Source organism: Pseudomonas sp. Pc102 (genome assembly GCF_018408275.1).
GTDB classification, from domain to species: Bacteria; Pseudomonadota; Gammaproteobacteria; order Pseudomonadales; family Pseudomonadaceae; genus Metapseudomonas; species Metapseudomonas tohonis.
The window spans coordinates 3,347,563-3,369,610 of the sequence record NZ_AP021905.1 but is presented as its reverse complement, the minus strand read 5'-3'; the positions used below and the strand labels follow the sequence as shown (position 1 = coordinate 3,369,610).

The 22,048-nt window shown below is 69.0% G+C and carries 18 protein-coding genes; 8 read left to right on the top strand and 10 right to left on the bottom strand.

Annotation, left to right across the window (positions count from 1 at the left end; all coding sequences use genetic code 11):
- The first annotated feature begins 46 nt into the window (after positions 1-46).
- A complete protein-coding gene (locus PHLH3_RS15500) occupies positions 47-1,090 on the top strand; it encodes a nitronate monooxygenase (protein ID WP_213624715.1) in 1,044 nt (347 codons plus the stop codon).
- Positions 1,091-1,306: 216 nt separating this feature from the next.
- Here the strand turns inward: PHLH3_RS15500 and PHLH3_RS15495 are convergent, their stop codons facing one another.
- Positions 1,307-2,038, bottom strand: coding sequence for an SDR family NAD(P)-dependent oxidoreductase (locus PHLH3_RS15495; RefSeq protein ID WP_213624713.1), 732 nt, complete (start codon positions 2,036-2,038; stop codon positions 1,307-1,309).
- Between the two features lie 256 nt (positions 2,039-2,294).
- Between PHLH3_RS15495 and PHLH3_RS15490 the strand changes: the two genes are divergently transcribed.
- Positions 2,295-3,191 (top strand): TauD/TfdA family dioxygenase, encoded by an 897-nt coding sequence (locus tag PHLH3_RS15490; RefSeq protein WP_213624711.1) that lies wholly within the window; start codon positions 2,295-2,297, stop codon positions 3,189-3,191.
- A gap of 36 nt (positions 3,192-3,227) precedes the next feature.
- On the opposite strand, the gene PHLH3_RS15485 is transcribed toward PHLH3_RS15490, so the two are convergent.
- A complete protein-coding gene (locus PHLH3_RS15485) occupies positions 3,228-4,058 on the bottom strand; it encodes a cache domain-containing protein (RefSeq protein WP_213624709.1) in 831 nt (276 codons plus the stop codon).
- A 355-nt stretch (positions 4,059-4,413) separates the two neighbouring features.
- Between PHLH3_RS15485 and PHLH3_RS15480 the strand changes: the two genes are divergently transcribed.
- Entirely contained in the window at positions 4,414-5,037 is a 624-nt protein-coding gene (locus tag PHLH3_RS15480) for a response regulator transcription factor (protein ID WP_213624707.1), read from the top strand.
- A gap of 667 nt (positions 5,038-5,704) precedes the next feature.
- Here the strand turns inward: PHLH3_RS15480 and PHLH3_RS15475 are convergent.
- On the bottom strand, positions 5,705-7,348 hold the full coding sequence (locus tag PHLH3_RS15475; RefSeq protein WP_213624705.1) for a hybrid sensor histidine kinase/response regulator: 1,644 nt from the start codon (positions 7,346-7,348) through the stop codon (positions 5,705-5,707).
- Positions 7,349-7,545: 197 nt separating this feature from the next.
- Between PHLH3_RS15475 and PHLH3_RS15470 the strand changes: the two genes are divergently transcribed.
- The 5 genes from PHLH3_RS15470 to PHLH3_RS15450 all read left to right on the top strand — a co-directional run bounded on the left by PHLH3_RS15470 (position 7,546) and on the right by PHLH3_RS15450 (position 12,871).
- Positions 7,546-8,046, top strand: a complete 501-nt coding sequence (locus tag PHLH3_RS15470; RefSeq protein WP_244862885.1) for a hypothetical protein — start codon at positions 7,546-7,548, stop codon at positions 8,044-8,046.
- A gap of 182 nt (positions 8,047-8,228) precedes the next feature.
- Positions 8,229-8,606, top strand: a complete 378-nt coding sequence (locus PHLH3_RS15465; RefSeq protein ID WP_173179912.1) for a DUF4189 domain-containing protein — start codon at positions 8,229-8,231, stop codon at positions 8,604-8,606.
- A gap of 136 nt (positions 8,607-8,742) precedes the next feature.
- Positions 8,743-9,138, top strand: coding sequence for a DUF2946 domain-containing protein (locus PHLH3_RS15460; RefSeq protein WP_213624703.1), 396 nt, complete (start codon positions 8,743-8,745; stop codon positions 9,136-9,138).
- Positions 9,139-9,192: 54 nt separating this feature from the next.
- Positions 9,193-11,358 carry a TonB-dependent receptor gene (locus tag PHLH3_RS15455; RefSeq protein ID WP_213624702.1) on the top strand — a complete coding sequence of 722 codons (2,166 nt, stop codon included), beginning with the start codon at positions 9,193-9,195 and terminating at the stop codon, positions 11,356-11,358.
- Between the two features lie 10 nt (positions 11,359-11,368).
- A complete protein-coding gene (locus PHLH3_RS15450; protein ID WP_213624700.1) occupies positions 11,369-12,871 on the top strand; it encodes a PepSY domain-containing protein in 1,503 nt (500 codons plus the stop codon).
- 28 nt (positions 12,872-12,899) lie between these two features.
- Here the strand turns inward: PHLH3_RS15450 and PHLH3_RS15445 are convergent, their stop codons facing one another.
- From PHLH3_RS15445 to imuA, 7 genes are all read right to left on the bottom strand, one after another.
- Positions 12,900-13,811: a response regulator gene (locus tag PHLH3_RS15445; protein WP_213624698.1), complete on the bottom strand. Its 912-nt coding sequence runs from the start codon at positions 13,809-13,811 to the stop codon at positions 12,900-12,902.
- Positions 13,812-13,815: 4 nt separating this feature from the next.
- Positions 13,816-15,120, bottom strand: coding sequence for an ATP-binding protein (locus PHLH3_RS15440; RefSeq protein WP_280527431.1), 1,305 nt, complete (start codon positions 15,118-15,120; stop codon positions 13,816-13,818).
- A gap of 281 nt (positions 15,121-15,401) precedes the next feature.
- Positions 15,402-15,584 carry a hypothetical protein gene (locus PHLH3_RS30435; protein ID WP_244862884.1) on the bottom strand — a complete coding sequence of 61 codons (183 nt, stop codon included), beginning with the start codon at positions 15,582-15,584 and terminating at the stop codon, positions 15,402-15,404.
- Positions 15,563-16,372: an IS110 family transposase gene (locus PHLH3_RS15435; RefSeq protein WP_244862883.1), complete on the bottom strand. Its 810-nt coding sequence runs from the start codon at positions 16,370-16,372 to the stop codon at positions 15,563-15,565. The genes PHLH3_RS30435 and PHLH3_RS15435 overlap by 22 nt, the downstream gene beginning before the upstream one ends.
- 328 nt (positions 16,373-16,700) lie before the next feature.
- On the bottom strand, positions 16,701-19,778 hold the full coding sequence (locus PHLH3_RS15430) for an error-prone DNA polymerase (RefSeq protein WP_213624696.1): 3,078 nt from the start codon (positions 19,776-19,778) through the stop codon (positions 16,701-16,703).
- Positions 19,775-21,190, bottom strand: a complete 1,416-nt coding sequence (locus tag PHLH3_RS15425; RefSeq protein ID WP_213624694.1) for a DNA polymerase Y family protein — start codon at positions 21,188-21,190, stop codon at positions 19,775-19,777. The genes PHLH3_RS15430 and PHLH3_RS15425 overlap by 4 nt, the downstream gene beginning before the upstream one ends.
- Positions 21,190-21,801, bottom strand: a complete 612-nt coding sequence (imuA, locus tag PHLH3_RS15420; protein ID WP_213624691.1) for a translesion DNA synthesis-associated protein ImuA — start codon at positions 21,799-21,801, stop codon at positions 21,190-21,192. The genes PHLH3_RS15425 and imuA overlap by 1 nt, the downstream gene beginning before the upstream one ends.
- Positions 21,802-22,048: the final 247 nt, after the last annotated feature.

The window sequence follows — 22,048 nt, the reverse complement described above, 5'->3', positions numbered from 1 at the left end:
GAGATTTTACGTCAAGCCAACCCTTGACCCAGAGGCCTGCCGACACATGCTGATCACCGAACTGTTGGGGATCGAGATCCCCCTCATCCAGGCGCCCATGGTGGGTGTCTCCACGCCGAAACTGGCCGCCGCCGTGTCCAACGCCGGTGCGCTGGGCTCCATCGGCATCGGCGCCAGCACGCCCGAGCAGGCCCGGGCGATGATCCGCGATACCCGTGCGCTGACCGCCAAGCCGTTCAACGTCAACCTCTTCTGCCACGCGCCCGCCCGGCCCGACCCCGCGCGTGAACGGGCCTGGCTCGAGCACCTGCGCCCGCTGTTCGCAGAGTTCGACGCCGAACCGCCGGCCACGCTGCGCGAGATCTACCGCAGCTTCCTCGACGACCCGGAGATGCTCCAGATGCTGCTGGAAGAGGCTCCGGCCGTGGTCAGCTTCCACTTCGGCCTGCCGCCGCAGGAGTGGATCGACGCGTTGCGCGGCCGGGGCATCCGCCTGCTCGCCACCGCCACCGACCTGGCCGAGGCGCGGCTGATCGAAGCGTCCGGGATCGACGCCATCGTCGCCCAGGGCGTCGAAGCCGGCGGTCATCGCGGTGTGTTCGAGCCCGAGCGGGATGCGCTGATCGGCACCTTCGCCCTCACCCGCACCCTGGCCAGCCAGACCCGCCTGCCGGTCATCGCCGCCGGCGGCATCATGGACGGCGCCGGCATCCGCGCGGCGCTGCAACTGGGCGCCAGCGGCGCGCAGCTCGGCACCGCCTTCATCCTCTGCCCGGAATCCGCCGCCAACGCCGCCTACCGCGCAGCCATGCAAAGCCCACGGGTCGAGCGCACCGCCCTCACTGCGGCCATCTCCGGCCGCTCCGCACGCGGGCTGCCGAACCGGCTGTTCAGCGATGTCGGCCACCCCCAGGCCCCCGCCCTGCCCGACTACCCCATCGCCTACGACGCCGCCAAGGCCCTGCACGCAGCCGCCTCGGCCAAGGGCTGCGACGACTACGCCGTGCAGTGGGCCGGCCAGGGCGCACCGCTGGCCCGGGCATTGCCCGCCGCCGAACTGGTGGCCACCCTCGCCGGCGAACTTGCGTGACGCAGGGGCGTGCCTTGGAATTGGGCTCGTAGAGGCAGCGCTGTGCCGTAGGTTGGCGCCGAGCGCAGCGAGGCCCAACGGAGCGTGGCTCGGCTCCGCTGCGTTGGGCTTCGTACCTCAACCCAACCTACCCCCGTGGCAGGACGTAGCCCGGACACACACGAACGTAAAGACAAAAAGGGAGGCTCGAAGCCTCCCTTTCTCATCACCTCCTGGTCACCAGGTCCCGCTGCTCATGCCCCCGTCCACCGCCAGCACCACGCCCGTGGTGAAGCCGGCACCGGCCAGGTACAGCACTGCCGCTGCGATCTCCTCCACCGTGCCGATCCGCCCCGACGGCGCCAGGCCGTTGAGGAACTCGCGGTTGGCCGGGTCGTGCATCGGCGTCTCGATGATGCCGGGCGCCACCGCGTTGACCTGGATGTTGTGCGGCGACAGCTCAAGCGCCAGCGCGCGGGTCATCTGGTTGATGCCGCCCTTGATCAGCACCGGCAGCGCGGCGGGCACCCGGATGTTGGGCTGCAGGGCCACGGCGGCGGAGATGTTGATGATGCGTCCGCCACCCTGCGCGGCCATGTGCGCGGCGGCCACCTGGCTGCTGTAGACCACGCCCTTGAGGTTGGTGTCCAGCAGCGTTTCCAGGTCTTGCGGGCTGTAGTCGATAAAGGGCTTGGGCAGGAAGACGCCGGCGTTGTTGACCAGCACCTCGACGCTGCCGAACGCCTCCAGCGCCGCAGCGAACACCCTGGAGGCGGTGCCCGGGTCGGCGACGTCCCCGGCCACGCCGATGAACCCGGCCGGGTCGCCCAGGCTCGCGGCGGCTTCACGCAGGCGCTCGGCGGTGCGCGCGGTGCCGACCACGTTGTAGCCCTGCTCGATGAAGGCGCGGGCCAGGCCCAGGCCGATGCCGCTGGATGCGCCGGTGATGACGACGGTCTGTTTGCTCATGTTCGGTTCCTCTTGGATGGCTCGTGTCGTGGCCGCGGTCGGGCCGCGTTGCCGTTGCAGCGCACTGTATTTGTGAGCATCGAGCCGAAAAATCCGCCATGGATCACTTCAGTTGATACGCCGGGTAATCAATCGACCGGCGATACGGGCGGCGGATGAGCGTGGGCGACCGGATTTTGGCCGGAGTCGCCGTGGCGGGGAGCGCCCGCGTTGGCCATGCTGAGCACGCCCATGACAACGACAAGAGGTGGCCCCGATGTTCGAGTTCTTCCATGTCCATCCCAGCGTCAACCGCGCCCTGGAGACCCGCCACTTCCAGGCCGTGCCCGCCACCGGCGCGCTGGGGGCCGACGTCAGAGGTGTCGACCTGAAGCGGCTCGACGGCGAGGGCTTCGCCGAACTGCGCCAGGCGTTGCTGCACCACAAGGTGCTGTTCATCCGGGACCAGCAACTGGAGATCGAGGACCTGGAACGGGTGACCCTGGCCTTCGGCGAGTTCGGCCGCGAGCCCTATGTGAAGGGCATGGCCGACCACCCGAACGTGGTCCATGTGGTCAAGGAAGCCGACGAGAAGAGCCCCGTGGTGTTCGGCGGAGCCTGGCACACCGACTGGTCCTTCCAGGCCAGGCCGCCGGCCTTCACCCTCCTCTACGGCAAGGACATCCCGCCCTTCGGCGGCGACACCTTCTTCGCCAACCTGGCGCTGGCCCACGACTGGCTGTCCCCGCCCCTGCGGGCATTCCTCCAGGGGCTCGACGCCATCCACAGCCCCGAGCGCGCCTATGGCGTCGGTGCGGCGCACAACAGGATGCTGGAGAACATGGACATCCGCTTCGGCGAAGCCACGGACGACGAGGTGCGCAGCCACCCGCTGATCACCCGCCACCCGGAAACCGGGCAGCAGGTGCTCTTCGTCAACCCGGCCTACACCAGCGGCATCGAAGGGCTGCGCCCCACGGAGGCGACCGCGCTGCTGACCCACCTGTTCGGCGTCGCGGCCCAGCCGACCTTCACCTGCCGCATGCGCTGGAGCCCCGGCACGCTGGCGATCTGGGACAACCGCAGCACCTGGCACCTGCCGATTTCCGACTACCACGGCATGCGCCGCGAGATGTACCGCACCACCGTGGTCGGCGAGGCCCCCACCCGCTAGCCCCGCAGGGGGCTGCGCCGGCAGCCCCCGCACGCATCAGTCGCTGTAGTAGCCGGTCACCACCAGGTAGTGGCCGACCTTGCGCAGCAGCGCGTGCTTGTACTCCACCTTGCCGGTCACCGGGTTCTTCCAGCGGTACTCGTAGTCGCCCTGGTCGGCCTTGGCCATCAACTCGAGGATCGGCGCACCCACCGGCTTGCCCTCGGGGTCGTCGATGGTGGCGAAGTCAACGCCCACCAGGCGCAGGTTGTAGCCGTGGGCGACGTAGCGGCGGTCCTGCAGGTCGACGACGAAGAGATACAGGTCGTCCTCGCGGAATGCCGGCGACAGCGCGTTGATCGCCTTGATGCTGCCGGCCGCATCGGCCTGCATCGCCTTCACTGCGCGCGCCATGAACTGATGCGCCTGCTCGGGCGTGGCCCGGGGCAGGTAATGGCCGACGGCGATGATGCGCTCGCCGACCCGGCGGAAATACACCTCCTTGCGCTCCACCCGGCCGTCGCGCCAGTTCTTCCAGCGGTATTCGGCGGTCTGCACGCCCTGATGCTCGGTGGTGGCCAGCACCTTCTGGAAGGCCTCGCGCAACTCGGGCTCCAGCACCTGCGACACGTCCCGGCCGATCAGCACGGCCGAAGGACCGCCGCTGGCCAGCATCACGCCGTGGGTATCCACCACGAACACATAGCGATCGTCCTCGATGAACTCGCCCTGCCGGCTGAACGCCGCCAGCGCCGCGTCGCCCTGCTTCTGGTAGTAGTCGACCGCGCGGTCCAGCAAGGCGCGCGCCTTCTCGGCGTCCGCCGCCGGGTCTGCCGACGCCAGCCCGGTGAACGACAGGCAGAGGGCCAGGGCAATGGTTCGGAACATGGATGCAACTCCTCGCGCCAGGGGCGACGACAGCGGCCGGTTGGCCTACAGGGAAGAAATCCTTCCACATTTTCGTACAGGCTCTGGATAACGCCAGGCGCTCGCCATGGATTCGGGGCGATCTCCTGCGAACGAGAGTGGATTCGGGCGTCTTTGCATGAGCTGGCAGTGAAATTGCCGATGGTCGACGCAGTGATTTGTACGATGGCGTGCGAGGCGATTTGTCTCTACCCTGACACACTTTCAGGAAGAATCACCCGCTGCTGTGCGCAGGCAGTCGATTTCCGAAGCCGTGTCGCCAGGTCGACGTGCCGTCGATGGCGCCTGGCTTCCCCGAGAACAAGACAATAAACGGATGTCCGAAGAAAACCGTTCCGAATGCATCATCGTCGCCGACGATCACCCCGTATTCCGCGATGGCCTGCGGCGTATCGTCCAGCGCGTGCTCCCCACCGCCCGGGTGGAGGAAGCCGGCAGCATGGACGAGGTACTGGCCCTGGCCCGTGAGGGAGAAACGCCGAGCATGTTCATCCTCGACCTGCTCTTCCCCGGGCAATCCGTCGAGGCCATCGGCGCGCTGCGCCAGGCCTTCAAGCGCAGCTCCATCGTCATCGTCTCCATGGTCGACAGCCAGAAGGCCGTGGACGAGGTGATGGCCGCCGGTGCCGACGGCTTCATCGGCAAGGCCACGGCACCGGACGAAGTCGGCGAGGCCTTGCTGGCCATCCGCGACGGTGACTTCGTGGTGCGTTTCGGCGAAACCGGGCTGCTCGCCCACGATGCCGAACTGACCCAGCTCACGCCCCGCCAGCAGGACGTGCTGCGGCTGATCGTCGGCGGCCTGTCGAACAAGGAAATCGCCCGCGAGCTGGACATCTCCCCCTTCACCGTGCGCATCCACGTCTCCTCGCTGCTCCGCGCCCTGGGCGTCAACACCCGCGCCGCTGCAGCGGCCAAGGCCGCCAAGGCGGGCATCTGATTTCGTAGGTTGGCGCCGAGCGCAGCGAGGCCCAACACGCGATATCCGGCCCGGCTTCAGGCTGTCTCCGTAGGAGCGGCTTCAGCCGCGAAAGACCTTCAACAGGCACGTGGCCGCGAGTAACCGGATGCTCCTATCTCGAATGAGTTCGCTCTGTCTGGGTTAGGTATTGCCAGAAGGTTACGAGCTCGGTTGATTGCCGAGCTTTGCTGATGTCTCTGGTTTCGCCCCCCGGGCGAGTCCCTTTTCCAATCGCTGGAACGCCAGCCCGGTGAAAAGGAACCAAAAAACTTGCCCCTGCATACGGGTCTGGCTTCGCCAGACTCCCCTCGCTCCATCATCGTTTCAGGGGCACGGCGTAACGGGCCATCCATGGCCCGGTACGCCTCTCGCGACATCCATGTCGCTCAACCCCTGAAACGATGATTGCGCTCGGCCTCCTGAAGGGGCGTTAGGCGGCTGCTTCAACTCTGATGCCTCACTTCATATTGATGTGCGCATCACTACCGCAGCTGACGGCTTTCGTAGGATGGCGTAGAGCGAAGCGAAACCCATGCGGTGGGCCTGCCAGGAATCCAGAAGAGTCCTGAAAGCGCCGCTCTCGTGAATTCACAACAGCTAACGCAGACAGAGCGAATGAATTCGCTCCCTCCCATGGCGCCGCGCCTCAACCCGCCGCGGCCGTCTCCGGCATGCCCAGCTTCAGCGCCATCAGCACCGAGCGCAGCTCGGCCGGGTGCAGGGGCTTGGAAAGGATCGGGATGTCCGGGTCGGCCACCAGCTCCTGCACCCGCTTCACCTCGTGACCGGTGATCACCACCGCCGGCACCTTCCAGCCGCTGCGGGCGCGGATGCGTTCGATGCAGTCGGCCCCGGTGGTCTCGGTGTCGAGGTCGAAATCGGTGATGACCAGATCGCACTGCACCTCGCCCGGCGGCAACGAAGGCCGTGCCTCGACGACGCAGCCCCACTTCTCCAGCAGCGTCGCCGTGGCGCGCAGCACGGCACCATCGTCCTCGATGAGCATCACCCGCAGGCCGTCGAGCATGCGCAGCGGCAGCTGCGAGCGCGCCGGCAAAGGGGCCTGGCGCGGCGCTTCGCAGCCTTGCAGGCCTTCGATGGCCACGCTGGTGCCACGCCCCAGGCGCGAGGCGATGCGGATTTCCAGGCCCATCAGCTGGGCCAGGCGCTTGACGATGGCCAGGCCCAGGCCGACGCCTTCGATGTCGCGGTCACGCACCTGGCGCACCCGGTAGAACTCATCGAAGACATTGGCCAGGTGCTGCGGCGGAATACCGCGACCCTGGTCGTGCACCTCGATGGCGATGCGCCCGTCACGCCGCCGGCAGCCAAGCAGCACGGGGCGGCCAGGGGCGTACTTGAGGGCGTTGGAGAGAATGTTCTGCACCATGGTCGACAGCAGGTGCGGGTCGGCCTGCACGTGCAGTTGCGGCGGCACCCGCAGCTGGATGCGCACCCCAGCCCAGCGCGCGGCCTCGGCGTTCTGCCGCACCAGGTCCTGCAGCAGGGCTTCCAGCGCCACCGGCTGGGTGCGCGGCACCACCTTGCCGCCATCGAGGCTGTACATGTCGAGGATCGAGCGGAACAACTGGGAAACGCTGTGCAGCGACTTGTCGATGCTGTCCACCAGCTGGCGTTCCTCATGGCCCAGGTCGGCGTCGCGCAGGCACGCGGTGAACAGGCTGATGCTGTGGATCGGCTGGCGCAGGTCATGGCTGGCCTGGGCCAGGAAGCGCGACTTGGCGAGGTTGGCCGCACTCTCCGCCTCGGTGGCCCGCCGCGCCTGGCCCAGCAGGATGTTCACGTAGGCCGGCACGATGATGGTGGTCACCACCAGCGTCAGCACCATGTAGGGCTGCTCCTGCCAGTAGGGGTTGAGCGCGGTGATGACCGCCAGCGCCACCAGTGCCAGCAGGGTCGAGACCGCCAGGTAGCGCGAACCGAAGCGCAGGCCGTTGCCCACCGTCACCCACAGCAACAAGCCGTAGGCCGGCAGCATCGCCGGCCCGCCGACGATCATCGAGAAGCCGATGCCGGCGTAGTCGTGGGCCATGGAGAACAGCCGGCGCGAAGGGTACACCCCCGGCCAGCGCACGATGCTCGTCAGCAACACGAATGAGACCGCCAGGAACAGCGTGTTGTAGATGAGGATGGGGACTGCCTTGTCTTCCGGCATGCGGCCGAGGAGTTCGGCCACTGCGGTGTAGAGCGTGGCGAGGCTGGCGATGACCAGCCGGACGACGGCCTGGGAGCGTTCGGTGTCGAGTGCGCTACGGCGAAAAGCGGGCATGCAACATCCTTTCTGCCTGGCTGGGCCAGGTCTGGTCCTTCCTGAAGGGTGCAACCTTATGCGTCGCGGTCGCCGCTGATCAAGCGGCACGGCACCTCGCTGACCGATGGCGCGCGGCCACCGTTGATCATTCTTCTCGAACCCTTCCGGGCGCCGTGGGCCGTATTCCATGTAACCCACAGCACCTGGAGAACTCCATGAGACTGAACAAATTGACTGCCTTCATCCTCACCGGCTGCCTGGCCGGCGCCTCCCTCACCGCACTGGCCGAGACCGATGGCGGCACCGGCCCCACCGTGCCCGGCCCGAGCACGCCCAGTTCCCCCACCTCCCCCTCGACCGACAGTGGCACCGGCTCGGGTACCCAGTCGCCCGGCAATGGCGTCGGTGGCCCCAGTGCGCCCGGCGGCACCGGCACGGGCAGCGGCACGGGCAGCGGCATCGGTGGCCAGGGCGGCGCTCCCACCCCGGGCACCGATGGCAGCGGTACGGGAACCGGAACGGGGACCGGCGGTACCGGCGGCTCGGGAACCGGTGGAGCGGGCACGGGCGGCACCGGCTCCGGGACCGGCGGTGCGGGCACCGGTGGCATGGGCGGCAGCGGCACCGGCGCCCCGGCAGGAACCGGCGGCACGGGTGGCTCGGGCTCCTCGGGCGGCAGCGGCAGCTCCTCCGGCGGTTCCAGCGGCAGCCAGTGATCGCACTCGGCAACCACGCCTCGCGGCGTGGTTGCCGCTGCGCCGCATCCCCTCCAAGGCGCAACCGGCTGCACCTTGCACGCCATGATGGCGAACTACTAGCAACGACCGGCGCATCCCTTTAGTCTTCGCCCACCCGCCTTTCCCTTCCTTCCCATCCTGCGGGCCTAAGAGGACTCATCATGCAACGGACCCTTGCGATCGCCCGCAACCTTTCCCTGTGCCTGGCTTTCGGCCTGGCCGCCACCCAGGTGCACGCCGCTGGCGCCCTGGCCATCGACAGCAACCAGGGCCTGCAATACGGCTTCGCCTACGACTACCCGGACCTCTCCCAGGCCCAGGACCGCGCGCTGAGCGAGTGCGGCAGCGGCTGCGAGGTGGTGCTGGACTTCGAGAGCGGCTGCGCCGCCTACGCCGCCGACCAGGTCAACGGCTCCACCGCCTATGGCTGGGGCGCCGACTTCAACGCCGGCAATGCCCAGGCCCGCGCCATTTCCGAATGCCAGGAGCGTGGCGGAAACGCCTGCGTGGTGCGCAGCTGGGGTTGCAACAGCGAGTGATCGCGGGGCGCCGCCGGCTGATCCGGTGCGCGCCGAATGCCCACGCCGCCCGTGATTTCCTCGTGCACGGCCCTGCGGCAAAACGCCACGAAAGGCCACTCCCGAGCGGCCCGATGACCTGCTAAAGTCGCCGCCCATGAAATTCACCCGCACCGAACGCCCGCTGATCGCCTGGATGCTCTACGCAAGCGTCCTGTTCAGCCTGTTCGCCTGCGGTATCCACCACGGCCAGATGAGCGGCCTGGCCCTCAGCGGCCTCGGCGGCGCCTTCTGCTCGGCCAACGACACCCAGGGCGCCGGGATCGACGACAGCGGCAAGCAACTGCCCCAGCTCGCGGCCCAGTACAGCTGCCCGCTCTGCTCCTCCTTCGCGCCCGCCGTGGCCCTCAGCAGCCTCGGCTGGCAGATCGACGCCTTCCTCGGCGTCCCCGCCACCCCGCTGGATGCCCACAGCTGGCCGCAACCGCCGCCGCGCGAACTCTGGCCCTCCCTCAACCCCCGCGCCTCCCCCGTCTCTTCCTTGCTCGCCTGACCACCTGGCGCTCCCGCGCCGGATCACCCGTGCACGCTCGACAAGGAAGAGCCGATGAACCCGAAAAACACCTGCCTGGTGCTGCTGGCCTGTGCCTGCTCGCCCGCCTACGCCCAACACGCCAGCGACCCCCTGGAACTGCCCGCCAGCACCATCAGCGCCGACCGGGAAAAACCCGGCCTGGACCTCGATGCCGCCGCCGAAGGCACCTCGCGCCTGGGCCTCAGCCCGCGTGAGAACCCCGCCTCGGTGGCCATCGCCGACCGCGAGAAGATCGAACGCATCGGCGCGCGCAACTTCCTCGATGTCGCCAACGCCCTGCCCGGGGTCAACGCCTCGGCCCCGCCCGGCTGGGGCGGCTACGTGGCCTACCGCGGCTTCAACGGCGCCCAGGTCAACCAGCTGTTCAACGGCATCAGCCTGCAATACACCAGCGCCAACCGCCCGGTGGACGCCTGGATCTACGACCGCGTCGAGCTGATCGGCGGCCCCTCCTCCTTCCTCCATGGCAGCGGCTCGGTGGGCGGCAGCCTCAACTACGTCACCCGCCTGGCCAGCCGCGAGAACAGCGGCGAGGCGCGCATCCGCTATGCCCGCTTCGACGACCGCGAGGTCTCCATCGGCGTCAACCGCGTGCTCAACGACGGTCCCGGCCCGCACCACTACGCGCGCCTGGACTACAGCCGCAACGACGGCAACGGCTACATCGACCGCCAGGAGCGCGGTGCCGGCAACTTCGCCTTCTCCCTGCTCAGCGACCTCACCGACAACCTCTCCCACACCCTGGCCATCGAATACCTGGATGAGAAGGAAGACAGCCCCTACTGGGGCGCGCCGACCCTCAACCCCAAGGCCGGCGAACTGAAGATCGACCGCCACGACCGCTTCTCCAACTACAACGTCGAGGACGGCCGCTACGAGCAGCGCACCCGCTGGCTGCGCTCGATCACCGACTACCGCTTCGATGACGCCAGCAGCCTGCGCAACACCTTCTACCACTACGAAGGCCAGCGCGATTACCGCAACCTGGAGACCTATCGCTACACCGCCGGCAACAGCGCCATCCAGCGCACCGGCGCCTACCTGCAGCGCCACGACCAGGAGCTCAACGGCAACCGCGTGGAGTTCCTGCACAAGGGCGAGCTGCTCGGCCGGGCCAGCGACTGGGCCTTCGGCCTCGACTACAGCGTCAACCAGCAGGCGGTCTACCCGCGCTCCTCCTCGGCGATCTTCGACACCGTTCTGCCCGGCGCCTTCGACCCCGGCCATTTCGACGACATCCCCGGCATGGCCGGCGGCCTGGTCAAGGCCCGCAGCAACGAGGTGCGCACCACCTCCGGCTTCGCCGAGAACCGCCAGCAGCTCACCGACGAACTGGCCCTGGTCACCGCCCTGCGCTACGACCACATCGAGCTGGACGCCCGCAACCACGGCGCGGTCAGCGCCAACGCGCCAGCTTCCTTCGAGCGCCGCTGGGACGCCGTCACCGGCCGCGCCGGGCTGGTCTGGCAGTTCACCTCCGACGCCAACCTCTACGTGCAATACAGCACCTCGGCCGAACCGCCGGGAGGCACCCTCACCGGCGCCAGCTTCACCCAGGTCCGCGACTACGACCTGAGCACCGGGCGCCAGGTGGAAGTGGGCAGCAAGCTGGACTTCGACGAAGGCCGTGGTTCGGCGACCGTCGCCGCCTACCGCATCGTGCGCAAGGACTTCCCCATCGCCGATGCCAACAACCCCAACAGCACCGTCCAGGCCGGCCAGCAGACCTCCGATGGCATCGAGATCGCCGCGTCCTACCGGCTCACGCCCGCCCTGACCGTCGAGGGCAATTTCGCCTGGGTCGACGCGCGCTTCGACGAGTTCAACGAAGTGGTCAGCGGCGCCAACGTCTCGCGCAAGGGCAAGACCCCGGTCAACATCCCGGACCGCCTGGCCAACCTCTGGCTGACCTACGAGCTGGCCGAGGACTGGCGCACCGGCGTCGACGCGCGCTACGTCTCCTCGGTCTACGCCAACAACGCCAACACCCAGTGGGTGCCCTCCTACACCCTCTACGGCGCCTTCCTCGAACATCGCCTGAGCGCGGATACCAAGGTCACCGCGCGCCTGCGCAACCTCACCGACGAGGTCTATGCGCGCTTCATCCACCAGACCGGTGCGCAGTACTACCTGGGCGAGCCACGCAGCCTGGAGCTGGCCCTGGACATTCGCTTCTGAGGGCCGCCGGATGAAACGCCACCTGTACCTCTGGCATCGCTGGCTGGGCATCGGCCTGTGCCTGTTCATGGCCCTGTGGTTCGTCTCGGGGATGGTCATGCTCTACGTCGGCTACCCCAAGCTGACCCAGGCCGAGCGCCTCGCCCCGCTGCCGCCCCTGGCGGCGGGGTGCTGCGTGGAACCCGCCGTCGCACTCAAGGTCACGGGGCGCAGCGAGGCGCCCTCGAGCCTGCGCCTGGTCAGCATCGCCGGCGAGCCGCGCTACCTGCTCGGCTACCGCGACGCCAACCTCGCGGTGGACGCCCGCGACGGCAGCCTGCACGCGCCCCAGGGCCCGTTGCAGGCCCTGGCCAGCGCGCGGCAGTTCAGCGGTGCCGAGGCCCATTACCTGGAAGAGGTTGACGAAGACCTGTGGAGCCACAGCCGTGCCCTGGACGTCGACCGCCCGCTGCACAAGGTGCGGGTCGACGACGCGGCGCGCAGCCTGCTCTATGTCTCCTCGCGCACCGGCGAGGTGGTGCGCGACGCCAGCCGTGCCGAACGCGCCTGGAACTACCTGGGCGCCTGGCTGCACTGGCTCTACCCGCTGCGCGGCGGCCTACTGGACGGCATCTGGGCCAGCATCGTCATCTACCTGTCCCTGGCCGCCACGGCGATGGCCGTGCTGGGCGCCGTGGTCGGCCTGCTGCGCTGGCGCTTCTCCAGGCCCTACCGCAGCGGCTCGCGCTCGCCCTACCCGGCCGGGTTCGCCCGCTGGCACCACCTCACCGGGCTGGGCTTCGGCCTGCTGCTGATCGCCTGGATCTTCAGCGGCCTCATGTCCATGCGCCCCTGGCACCTCACCGAAGGGCGCTCGCCCCTCGCCGCGCGGGATTTCCAGGGCGGCGAACTGCGGGCTGGCGCCTTCAAGGTCGGGGTCGAGGAGGCCCTGCAACGCTTCCACGAAGCCGGCCTGGAACCGGTGGAACTGCAATGGCGGATGCTTGGCGGCGCGGCCTACCTCGGTGCGCTGGATGCCCGGGGCGACAGCCGCGTGCTGCCGCTGGCGAAGGCGGGCCCGGCCCTGGCGCAACTGCCCCGTAGCACCCTGGAAGCCGCCGCGCCCCGGCCCGTGGCGCAAGCCACCTGGCTGGAGGCCTACGACGCCTATTACTACCCGCGCGGCGAAGCCAGCATGTACGGCGGCCAACCGAAGCGCCTGCCGCTGCTGCGCCTGGCCTTCGACGACCCCGGCCACAGCTGGGTGCATATCGACCCCTACAGCGGCGCGGTGCTGGATGTGCTGGACGACAACCGCCGCGCCGGTCGCTGGCTGTTCAACCTGCTGCACAGCTGGGACTGGCAACCGCTGCTGGAACGGCCATTGCTGCGGGAGCTGCTGATCATCGCCTTCAGCCTCGGTGGCCTCGCCATCAGCGTCAGCGGCGTGGTGATCGGCTGGCGACGGTTGCGGCCCAAACGCCGGGCGCTGCGCTCACCAGCGGTTTCAAGGGGGCTCATGCGCCAGCATTGATGCGGATGACGACGGGACGGTCGAGGGCTCAGGCGCTCAATCGCTCCCGCAACCGCCCGAGCATGCCCAGCAGGCTGCCCACCTTCTCCCGCTCGCGGCCCTCGCGCGGGGCTTCTGCCTGGCGGGCCGGGGCGCGCTGCGGCTGCGCGCGCCAGGCCTGGGCCTGCTCGGCGGCGGCCTTCAGGCCTTTTTCGAACAGCCCGCGACGGATCGGCTTGGGCAGGTAACGGAAGATCTGCGCCTCGTTGATCAGCTTGAGCAGCGCCTGGGTGTCGCGGAACGGCGTCACCACCAGGCTGAGCAGCCGTGGATGGGCCTGGGCCAGGGACTTGAGCAGTGGCGCGGTGTCTTCGCCGGCGAACTTCAGGTCGCCCACCAGCAGGTCCACCGGCTCGTCGTTGAGCATCGCCACGGCCTCGCCCAAGTGGCGCGGACGCAGCAGGCGGTGGCCGCCGTCCATGCAGAAGTCGGCGACGCTGGCCAGGGTCTCCGGGTCCTCGTCCAGCAGCAGCACGCTGAGCGGCTCGCGCCTGGCCGCCACCTCCAGCGCCGGTGCCGGCAGCTGGCGCCCGGCGATCTCGGCCGCCTGGCGCAGGGTGAAGGCCATCTCCTGCGGGTCCCAGGGCTTGGTCAGGTAGCGGAAGATGCCGCCGCTGTTCAGCGCCTCCACCGCCGTATCGAGATCGGAGTAGCCGGTGAGCAGGATGCGCAGGCAGTCCGGCGCCATCTCGCGCACCTGGGTCAAGAGCTCGGCGCCACTCATCTGCGGCATGCGCTGGTCGCTGACGACGATGTGCACCGGCTCCCGGGCCAGGCGCTCCAGGGCGCGCAGCGGGTCGCTTTCGGTGACCACCTCGTAGTCACGGCGGAACTGCAGGGCGAGGCTGCGCAGGATGCGCTCCTCATCGTCGACGAACATCACGCGTATGGGCGAAGTCATGGGCTCAGGCGCTCCGTTTCATTTCACGGGCCTGCACGCGCGGCAGGCGGATGAGGAAGCGCGTGCCGCGCCCCACTTCAGAGGCCACGCGAATGCTCCCGCCGTGGTCCTGGATGATCTTGTAGCTGATGGACAGGCCCAGCCCCGTGCCCTCGCCCACCGGCTTGGTGGTGAAGAAGGGGTCGAAGATGCGCCGCACCACCTCCGGCGCCATGCCGCAGCCGCTGTCCTGCACCGAGATGCACACCCACTCCGCCTCGGCCCAGCTCTTGAGCTGGATGCGACCGAAGCCGACCGTGGCCTGGGCGGCATTGGTCAGCAGGTTGAGCAGCACCTGGTTGATCTGCGACGGCGCACAGGCCACGCGCGGCAACTCGCCGAGCTGCTGGATCACCTCGGCCTTGTCCTTGATGTGGTTGCGGGCGATCAACAGCGCGCTGCGGATGCAGTCGTTGAGGTCCACTTCCTCGCTCATGGCGCGGTCCAGGCGGGCGAAGTCCTTGAGCCCGGCCACCAGCTCGCCGATCTGCTCCAGGCCATAAAGGGTGTCGCCGAACAGCTGGCGCAGGTCCTCGGCCAACAGCTCCGGCGCCACCTGCTCGCGCATCGCCGCGGCGGCGTCCAGGGCGTCGCCCAGGCGCTGCTCGTCGCAATCCGGGTCGCGCAGGCAATCGGCCAGGGCGGCCTGGCTGCGGGCCAGCTCGGTGAGCGGCGCGGTGAGCTGGTCGAGCAGTTGCACGTTGTTCTTCACGTAGCCCAGGGGGGTGTTCAGCTCATGGGCGACGCCGGCGACCATCTGGCCCAGGGAGGCCATCTTCTCCGACTGCACCAGCTGGGCCTGGGATTCCTTCAGATCCACCAGGGCCTTGCGCAGCACCTGGTTGCGCTGGGCGATGCGCAGCTCCATGGCCTTGAGCAGGTCGAGCACCGTGCCCAGGCCCTGGTAGCGGCCCTCGCCGTCCACCAGGATGAAGTCCTCGGTGATGGGGTACTGCAACTCGGCGGTGATCTGCTTGGCCGCCTGTTCCAGGCTCATCTCCAGGCTCAGCACCAGGGGCGATCCGTTCATCACCTCGCTCACCGGGCGGCGCCCCCAGAGGTCGCGGCCGAAGCGCTGCATGAAGATGTCCTGCAGGGTGTAGCGGCTCACCAGGCCCAGCGGCCGGGCCTCGGTATCCACCACCGGCAGGGAAAGGAAGGTCTTGTGCTCGGCGGTCAGCAGCCGGTCGGCCACATCGCTGATGCTCATCGCCGGTTCCAGCCCCGCGACGGGTTTGAGCAGGCGCGCCAGACTGCTTTCGGCTGCCATGATCCAAGGCTCCTTCCACTGAGAATGGGCGTCATTCAAGCAGTGACAGGTTGCCATCATGTGACAGCTGTCTCATTTCCCTTACACCTGGATTCGCAGGCCGGCCGCCGGGGTGGCGTAGAGCTAGCCGGCAGCACCGCCGGTGGAGGTAAAAGGCGACCTCCACCCTACGCAGCGGTCATGCCCATGCGATGAGCCGCCCCTGTGGGAGCGAATTCATTCGCGATGCGCCGCCACCAGCAGCTCCGAACCACCCCGTAATGTAGATACCGTCTTGATTCCTAGTGAGCAAGGGCCAGTTTTGCGTCAAATGGCCGGCCTGATTTCAAGACGCCGTAGGCGATGCTCAGCAGCTTGCGCATCGCTGCGCAGACGATCTGCTTGCCGGTCTTGCCCTTCGCCCTCAACCGTTCGCTCAGGGCCCTGATCGCCTCGTTGTACGTCAGGGCGCTGATCGCGGGCATGAACAGGCCGGCCCGCAGGCGCGATGAGCCCGTCTTGGAGATGCGCGTTTGTCCCGGTGGTTCCCGGATTCCTGCAGCCGCGGATTGAGCCCGGCAAAGGCAGTGACGGCGCGGCTGTTGGCGAAGCGCAGTGGGTCGCCCAGCTCCGCCAGGAGCAGGGCAGCGGTCTTGTCGGCGATCCCGTCGATGCTGGTCAGCAGGTCGCGCTTGCCGCGCAGATCCGGGTCGTTGTCGATGTGGTCGTCGATCGCCTTGAGGGTCTCTTCGATCTCCTGCCCGACATGTTCCAGCACCGACTGGATCGAGGCCTGGACGCTGGCATCGGCCACTTCCAGGCGGTTGCGCTCCATCTGCTCGATTTCGCGCAGGTCCTCCAGGCGCCGTACCAGGGCTTTCAAGCGCCGCACGGCACGGGGCTCGGGTTGCCAGGGACGCAGACTGTCCTGATGGCGCTCGCCGTATTCGGCGATCAGCTTGGCGTCGACCTTGTCGGTCTTCACCCGCTGCAACTGGCTACGGGCGTAGTGGGCGATCTGCGCCGGGTTGAGGACACAGACCCGATAGCCGTGCTCCAACAGCCATTCGGCCAGGGCTTCATGGTAGATGCCGGTGGCCTCCATCACGACCCAGGCACCGGGTTCGCTGTGTTTGTTCAGCCAGTCGCGCAAGACGGCGAAACCCGCTTTGTCGTTGGCCAGCTTGGCCTTGGTGCGGTACTTGCCGTTGGGCTGCAGGGTGGCGAGGTCAAAGGTGTGTTTGGCGATGTCGAGGCCGATGACGCTGGGCATGAGTACTCCTTCCGATCCGTTCAGACGCGATCATCACTGCACCCGACCCAACCTTGTAGATGCGAGCTCGAGGCTCTGGATACCGTTCGGATTTTTCGAGTGAGTGTGGAGGGGCGGAGCACTATCTACGTTGCAGGCTCGCGGCCTAAGGGTGGACACGACTTCCAGCCCCTCCCCCGATGATCAGTCGGGGACTATTACCCCTGTGGAGGTATTTAGTCGAGATACAAGGGTGGACCGCGCTCCATCGGTCCACCATGCGGGCTAGCCGGCAGCACCGCCGGTGGAGGTGCCGCCCTGTGGGAGCGAATTCATTCGCGATGCTTCATCAATGGAAATCCCGGCTGCGCACATCCAGCCCCGCCAGCAGCGGGCTGAGGTCGTGCAGGCGACGGGCGATGAGGTGGCGCACGCCGTCCTTGGTCTCCAGGCGGCCGTCCACCTGGAGCATCTGCGAGCCCACCAGCACGCGGCGCTGGCGCACGGCGATGTCGTGCCAGACCACCACGTTGACCATGCCGAACTCGTCTTCCAGGGTGACGAAGACCACCCCGCTGGCGGTCTGCGGGCGTTGGCGACCCTTGACCAGGCCGGCGACGCTCACCCCCTGACCGTGCTCCGTGTTGGCCAGGTCCCGCGAGCTGCGGCAGCGCCGCCTGGCCAGGGCGCCGCGCAGCAGGGCCAGGGGATGGGGGCCGAGGGTGGTGCCCAGGGTGTCGTAGTCGGCGTACAGGTCCTCGCCGCGGCTGGGCAGCGGCAGGTCCACCGGCAGCTCGGCCTGCTGCGGCAGGCCGGCGAACAGCGGCAGCTCCTCCTCCACCGCCGCCACCGCCCAGCGCGCCCGGTGGCGATGGCCGGCCAGGCCGCGCAGGGTGCCGGCATCGGCCAGGCGTTCGCGGGCACGGGCATCCAGGCGGGCGCGGTGGCAGAGGTCGGCCACGTCGTCGAAGGCGCGGACGGCGCGGGCGGCGGAGATGCGCCCGGCCGCCTCCTCGTTGAAGCCCTTGACCATGCGCAGCCCCAGGCGGATGGCCAGGCGCCCGCGCGCATCGGGTTCCAGGTCGCAATCCCAGTCGCTGTGGCGCACATCCACCGGGCGCACTTCGATGCCGTGGCGGCGGGCGTCCTGCAGCACCTGGTCGGGGGTGTAGAAGCCCATGGGCCAGCTGTTGACCAGGGCGCAGGCGAAGATCGCCGGCTCGTGGCACTTGAGCCAGCTGCTGGCGTAGGCCAGCAGGGCGAAGCTGGCGGCATGGGACTCGGGGAAGCCGTAGCTGCCGAAGCCCTTGATCTGCTCGAAGAGGCGCTGGATGAATGCCAGCTCGTATCCCTTTTCCAGCATGCGCTCGGTCAGGCGGATGCGATGGGGCTCCAGGCCGCCATGGCGCTTCCAGGCGGCCATGGAACGGCGCAAGCCGTCCGCCTCCTCGGCCGTGTACTCGGCCGCCACCATGGCGATCTGCATCACCTGTTCCTGGAACAGCGGGACACCGAGGGTGCGCTGGAGCACCGTCTTCAGCTCCTCGGAGGGATAGTCCTCGTTTTCCTCCTTGTTCCGCCGCCGCAGGTAGGGATGGACCATGTCCCCCTGGATCGGCCCCGGCCGCACGATGGCCACCTGGATCACCAGGTCGTAGAACTCTTTCGGCCGCAGGCGCGGCAGCATGGCCATCTGCGCGCGGGACTCGATCTGGAACACGCCGATGGTGTCGGCGCGGCTGATCATGGCGTAGGTGGCCGGGTCATCCTTGGGCAGCCCAGCGATGGTCCAGCGATGGCCGCGGTGACGCTCGATAAGCCCGAAGCAGCGCCGCAGGGTGGTGAGCATGCCCAGGGCCAGCACGTCCACCTTGAGCAGGCCCAGGGCGTCGAGGTCGTCCTTGTCCCACTGCACCACGGTGCGCTCGGCCATGCTGGCGTTCTCCACCGGCACCAGGGTGTCCAGCGGTGCCTCGGAGATGACGAAGCCGCCCGGGTGCTGCGACAGGTGCCGGGGAAAACCGATCAGTTCCTGGGTCAGCACCAGCACGCGGCGCAGCACCGGGCTTTCGGGATCGAAGCCGGCCTCCAGCAGGCGATCCACGGGCGGTGCGTGGTCACTCCAGCTGCCGCAGCAGTCGGCCAGGGCGTTGACCTGGTCCGGCGGCAGGCCCAGTGCCTTGGCGATATCCCGCACCGCCCCGGTGCCGTGGTAGGTGCTGGCCACGGCGGTGAGCGCGGCGCGGCCGCGACCATAACGGCGGAACACGTACTGCATCACCTCCTCGCGGCGCTCGTGCTCGAAGTCGACGTCGATATCCGGCGGCTCCTTGCGCTCCTTGGACAGGAAGCGCTCGAACAGCAGGTTGAAGCGGCTCGGGTCCAGCTCGGTGATGCCGAGCACGAAGCACACCACCGAGTTGGCCGCCGAGCCCCGGCCCTGGCAGAGGATCTTCTCTCCACGGGCAAAGCTGACGATGTCATGCACCGTGAGGAAGTAGCTTTCGTAGCCCAGCTCCTCGATCAACGACAGCTCGTGCTCCAACTTCTCCAGCGCCTCCGGACTGGCGCCTTCGGGCCAACGCTTAGGGATACCCTCGGCCACCAGATGACGCAGCCAGCTCACCGGCGTATGCCCCTCCGCCACCAGCTCGCGCGGGTACTGGTAGTTGATCTCGCCCAGGTCGAAGCGGCAGCGCGCGGCGATCACCAGGGTCTCGGCCAGCAACGCCGGCGGGTAGAAACGCTCCAGCACCGCCCGTGAGCGCAGGTGGCGCTCGCCGTTGGGGAACAGGCGCTGCCCGGCCTCGGCCAGGGTGCAGTGGTGGCGGATGGCGGTCATGCAGTCCTGCAGGGCACGGCGGCCCCGGGCGTGCATGTGCACGTCGCCCGCTGCCACGGCGGGGATGGCCAGTTCACCGGCCAGGGCCTGCAGGCGGGCCAGCCGGCCGGCGTCGTCCGGCCCCCGGTGCAGCTCCACCGCCAGCCACAGGTGCCCGGGGAAGCGGGCCCGCAACCAGCGGCCCTGCTCCTCGTCCGCCGGCTCGCCGGGCAGCCAGAGGGCCAGCAGGCCATCCAGGGCGCCGTCGAAATCCTCCGCCAGCAGGCGGTACTCGCCCTTGGTGGCGCGCCGCCGGGCCAGGGTGATGAGCCGGCACAGGCGCTGGTAGCCGGCGAGGCTTTCCACCAGCAGCACCAGGCGCGGGCCGTTCTCGATCATCATCTCGCTGCCGACGATCAAGGGCAGCTCGCTGGCCTTGGCCGCCTGCCAGGCCCGCACGATGCCGGCCAGGGTGCATTCGTCGGTGATCGCCAGGGCTGTGTAGCCCTGCTGCTTCGCCCGCTCGAACAATTCGGCGGCGCTGGAGGCCCCGCGCTGGAAGCTGAAGTTGGACAGGCAGTGCAGCTCGGCGTACCCGGCGCTCATGCGAACCACCCGAGCAGGGTGAAGGGGCCGATCTCCCCCGCCGGGCACCAGGCCCAGGCGCGGCGGCCGTCGCGGGTTTCCAACTGGTAGTAATCGCGGCGCTGATCGTCGCCATCCCACCAGCCGGATTCCACCCGCTCCGGCCCGGCGAGGATGCGCGGGGCGAACTCGCGCAGCGGCTGGCCCTCGCGCAGCAGCCAGCCGGGCCGAGGCGGCCCCTGCAGCAGCGGCCCGGCCTGGCCGTCCACACCCAGGCGCCAGGCATGCTCGGGGCGGTGGTCGGCATGGGCCTTTAAACCCTGCACGGCGTCATCGCCCAGGCGCGCGCGCAGGCGTTCGCGCAAGGCTTCCCAGGGCAGGTTCTGCTGCGGTCGCGGGTCGAACAGTTCGCGGTGCTCGGGCACGAAGCGCGGCAGGTCGCGGGCCACCAGGCGCAAGGCGCGCACCGGCGCCACCACCTGCAGCTGCTCCAGGCGTCCACGGGCCAGCTCGAAGAGCATCGCCGGGTCGCGCTCGGTACCCAGCAGGCCCACCGGCACCTGGCTGTCCGCCTGGCTGGCGTGCTGCAGGTGCAGGACGAAGCGCTGCACACCGCTGTCGCGCCCGGCGAGGAAGGCGGCGAGGTCCGAGGTGAGGCGGCGCAGGGGGAACAGCAGCGCCTGGTTCGATTCCACCTCGAAGTTGAGCTCGATGCGTGCATCGAATTCATCCGGCGGCAGGTAGCAGTCCAGTGCCACGGCACGGCGCCCCTGCAATTCGTCCAGGTGCTGCAGCACCCGTGCGGGGAAGCGCTTGGCCAGGGTCTCGCGGGGCAGCGCCAGGACCTGCTTCATGCGCCGCAGCCCCATGCGCCCCAGGGCCGTGGCCACGTCCGGCTCGAAGCCGGCACGCTCCACCGGCATGCGCTCGATCGCCTCGTGCAGGGCTGCGCCCTCTTCCACCGCCAGGCCGTCGTGGATGTTGGCCAGCATGCGCGCCGCCACCGGATTGGGCGCCACCACGATCCGATGACGGAAGCCGAGCGCCGCCAGCTCCTCGCGCAGGCGCGCCTCGAAGCGCGGCCAGGGCCCGAACAGCGCCAGGCTGGAGGCGATCTCCAGCAGCAGCACGCGGGGGTAGCGCAGGCTGACATGGGAGCTGAAGCCGTAGCCCCAGGCAGCGAGAAAGCGCTGCCAGTGCTCGATCTCCCCGGCGTCGTATTCAGCCTGGGCGAAGTCGCGGGTCAGCGCGTGGGCGGCGGTCAGGCTCATGCCCGGGCGCAGCCCCAGGGCCCGCGCGGCCGGGTTGACCGCCTGCAGCACGCGGCGCTGGGGGGTGCCGGTGACCAGGGCCAGGGGCACTTCGGGGTCGTCGCGGCGACGCAGCACGGCGTCCAGCGCCAGCTGCGGCAGCAGGATGCAGGCCCAGCGCATCAGTGCCCCGCAAGGGCCAGGGTGCCGGTCGGCGCCAGGCCACCCCGGCACTTGAGAACGCGCACCCGGCCCGGGCCGTCCAGTGCAAGGCGCAGGGCAGCGGGCGACGGGTTGAGGGCTTCCTGCAGGGGGCGATAGGCGAAGCCCAGGGTCTGCCCGGTTTCCGCCGCCACCTGCAACCGGCGCAGGGCACGGTCGTCCGCCTGGCGCGGCCAGCAGAGCACGGCGCCGCAGCTGCCCGAGCGCAGGCACTGCTCGGCCGCCCAGAGGGCGTCGCGGCCTTCGGCCTCGACCAGCACCAGCCAGCGCAGGTCCACCCCCGCGGCCTGCCAGGCCTGGGGGTACGGCAGGTAGGGCGCGCCTACCAGCACCACCCGTTCGGCGCTGGCGGTAAGCCGTGCCAGGGTCGGCCAGAGCAGGTGCAACTCGCCCAGCCCCGCGCCCGGCACGAGGATTTCGCTGAGGGCCGACTCCGGCCAGCCGCCCGAAGGCAACGCCGCATCCAGCTCGCCATGCCCCGTGGGTTGCGCACCGACCGGCAGCGCACTGGCCTGGCCCTTCCAGACACGCCGCTCGTCCAGCAGCGCGTCGAGGGCGATCACGGCGCCCATCAGGCGCCATCCCGGCGAAGGCGGCCCGTGAAGGCGGAAGGAAAGGAGGCAGGCATGGGAAGCTCGGCACGAATAACTGTATGCACATACAGTAATTGAGGCGAATGCCTACGGCAATGCTCTACACACGCCGCAGGACGAGTGGATCATCCACTGGCGCGAATGCCCTGCGCGCGGGACCGGCGAAACCGGAGGAAAGGCTAACGGCGCGCCGATGCCCTGCGATAGCCTAGGCGCTCACGGCCTG

Excerpts from the sequence above, each read along its gene's own strand:
- PHLH3_RS15500 (WP_213624715.1), top strand. The coding sequence starts at position 47 with ATGCTGATCACCGAACTGTTGGGGATCGAGATCCCCCTCATCCAGGCG.
- PHLH3_RS15495 (WP_213624713.1), bottom strand. The coding sequence starts at position 2,038 with ATGAGCAAACAGACCGTCGTCATCACCGGCGCATCCAGCGGCATCGGC.
- PHLH3_RS15490 (WP_213624711.1), top strand. The coding sequence starts at position 2,295 with ATGTTCGAGTTCTTCCATGTCCATCCCAGCGTCAACCGCGCCCTGGAG.
- PHLH3_RS15485 (WP_213624709.1), bottom strand. The coding sequence starts at position 4,058 with ATGTTCCGAACCATTGCCCTGGCCCTCTGCCTGTCGTTCACCGGGCTG.
- PHLH3_RS15480 (WP_213624707.1), top strand. The coding sequence starts at position 4,414 with ATGTCCGAAGAAAACCGTTCCGAATGCATCATCGTCGCCGACGATCAC.
- PHLH3_RS15475 (WP_213624705.1), bottom strand. The coding sequence starts at position 7,348 with ATGCCCGCTTTTCGCCGTAGCGCACTCGACACCGAACGCTCCCAGGCC.
- PHLH3_RS15470 (WP_244862885.1), top strand. The coding sequence starts at position 7,546 with ATGAGACTGAACAAATTGACTGCCTTCATCCTCACCGGCTGCCTGGCC.
- PHLH3_RS15465 (WP_173179912.1), top strand. The coding sequence starts at position 8,229 with ATGCAACGGACCCTTGCGATCGCCCGCAACCTTTCCCTGTGCCTGGCT.
- PHLH3_RS15460 (WP_213624703.1), top strand. The coding sequence starts at position 8,743 with ATGAAATTCACCCGCACCGAACGCCCGCTGATCGCCTGGATGCTCTAC.
- PHLH3_RS15455 (WP_213624702.1), top strand. The coding sequence starts at position 9,193 with ATGAACCCGAAAAACACCTGCCTGGTGCTGCTGGCCTGTGCCTGCTCG.
- PHLH3_RS15450 (WP_213624700.1), top strand. The coding sequence starts at position 11,369 with ATGAAACGCCACCTGTACCTCTGGCATCGCTGGCTGGGCATCGGCCTG.
- PHLH3_RS15445 (WP_213624698.1), bottom strand. The coding sequence starts at position 13,811 with ATGACTTCGCCCATACGCGTGATGTTCGTCGACGATGAGGAGCGCATC.
- PHLH3_RS15440 (WP_280527431.1), bottom strand. The coding sequence starts at position 15,120 with ATGGCAGCCGAAAGCAGTCTGGCGCGCCTGCTCAAACCCGTCGCGGGG.
- PHLH3_RS30435 (WP_244862884.1), bottom strand. The coding sequence starts at position 15,584 with ATGCCCGCGATCAGCGCCCTGACGTACAACGAGGCGATCAGGGCCCTG.
- PHLH3_RS15435 (WP_244862883.1), bottom strand. The coding sequence starts at position 16,372 with ATGCCCAGCGTCATCGGCCTCGACATCGCCAAACACACCTTTGACCTC.
- PHLH3_RS15430 (WP_213624696.1), bottom strand. The coding sequence starts at position 19,778 with ATGAGCGCCGGGTACGCCGAGCTGCACTGCCTGTCCAACTTCAGCTTC.
- PHLH3_RS15425 (WP_213624694.1), bottom strand. The coding sequence starts at position 21,190 with ATGCGCTGGGCCTGCATCCTGCTGCCGCAGCTGGCGCTGGACGCCGTG.
- imuA (WP_213624691.1), bottom strand. The coding sequence starts at position 21,801 with ATGGGCGCCGTGATCGCCCTCGACGCGCTGCTGGACGAGCGGCGTGTC.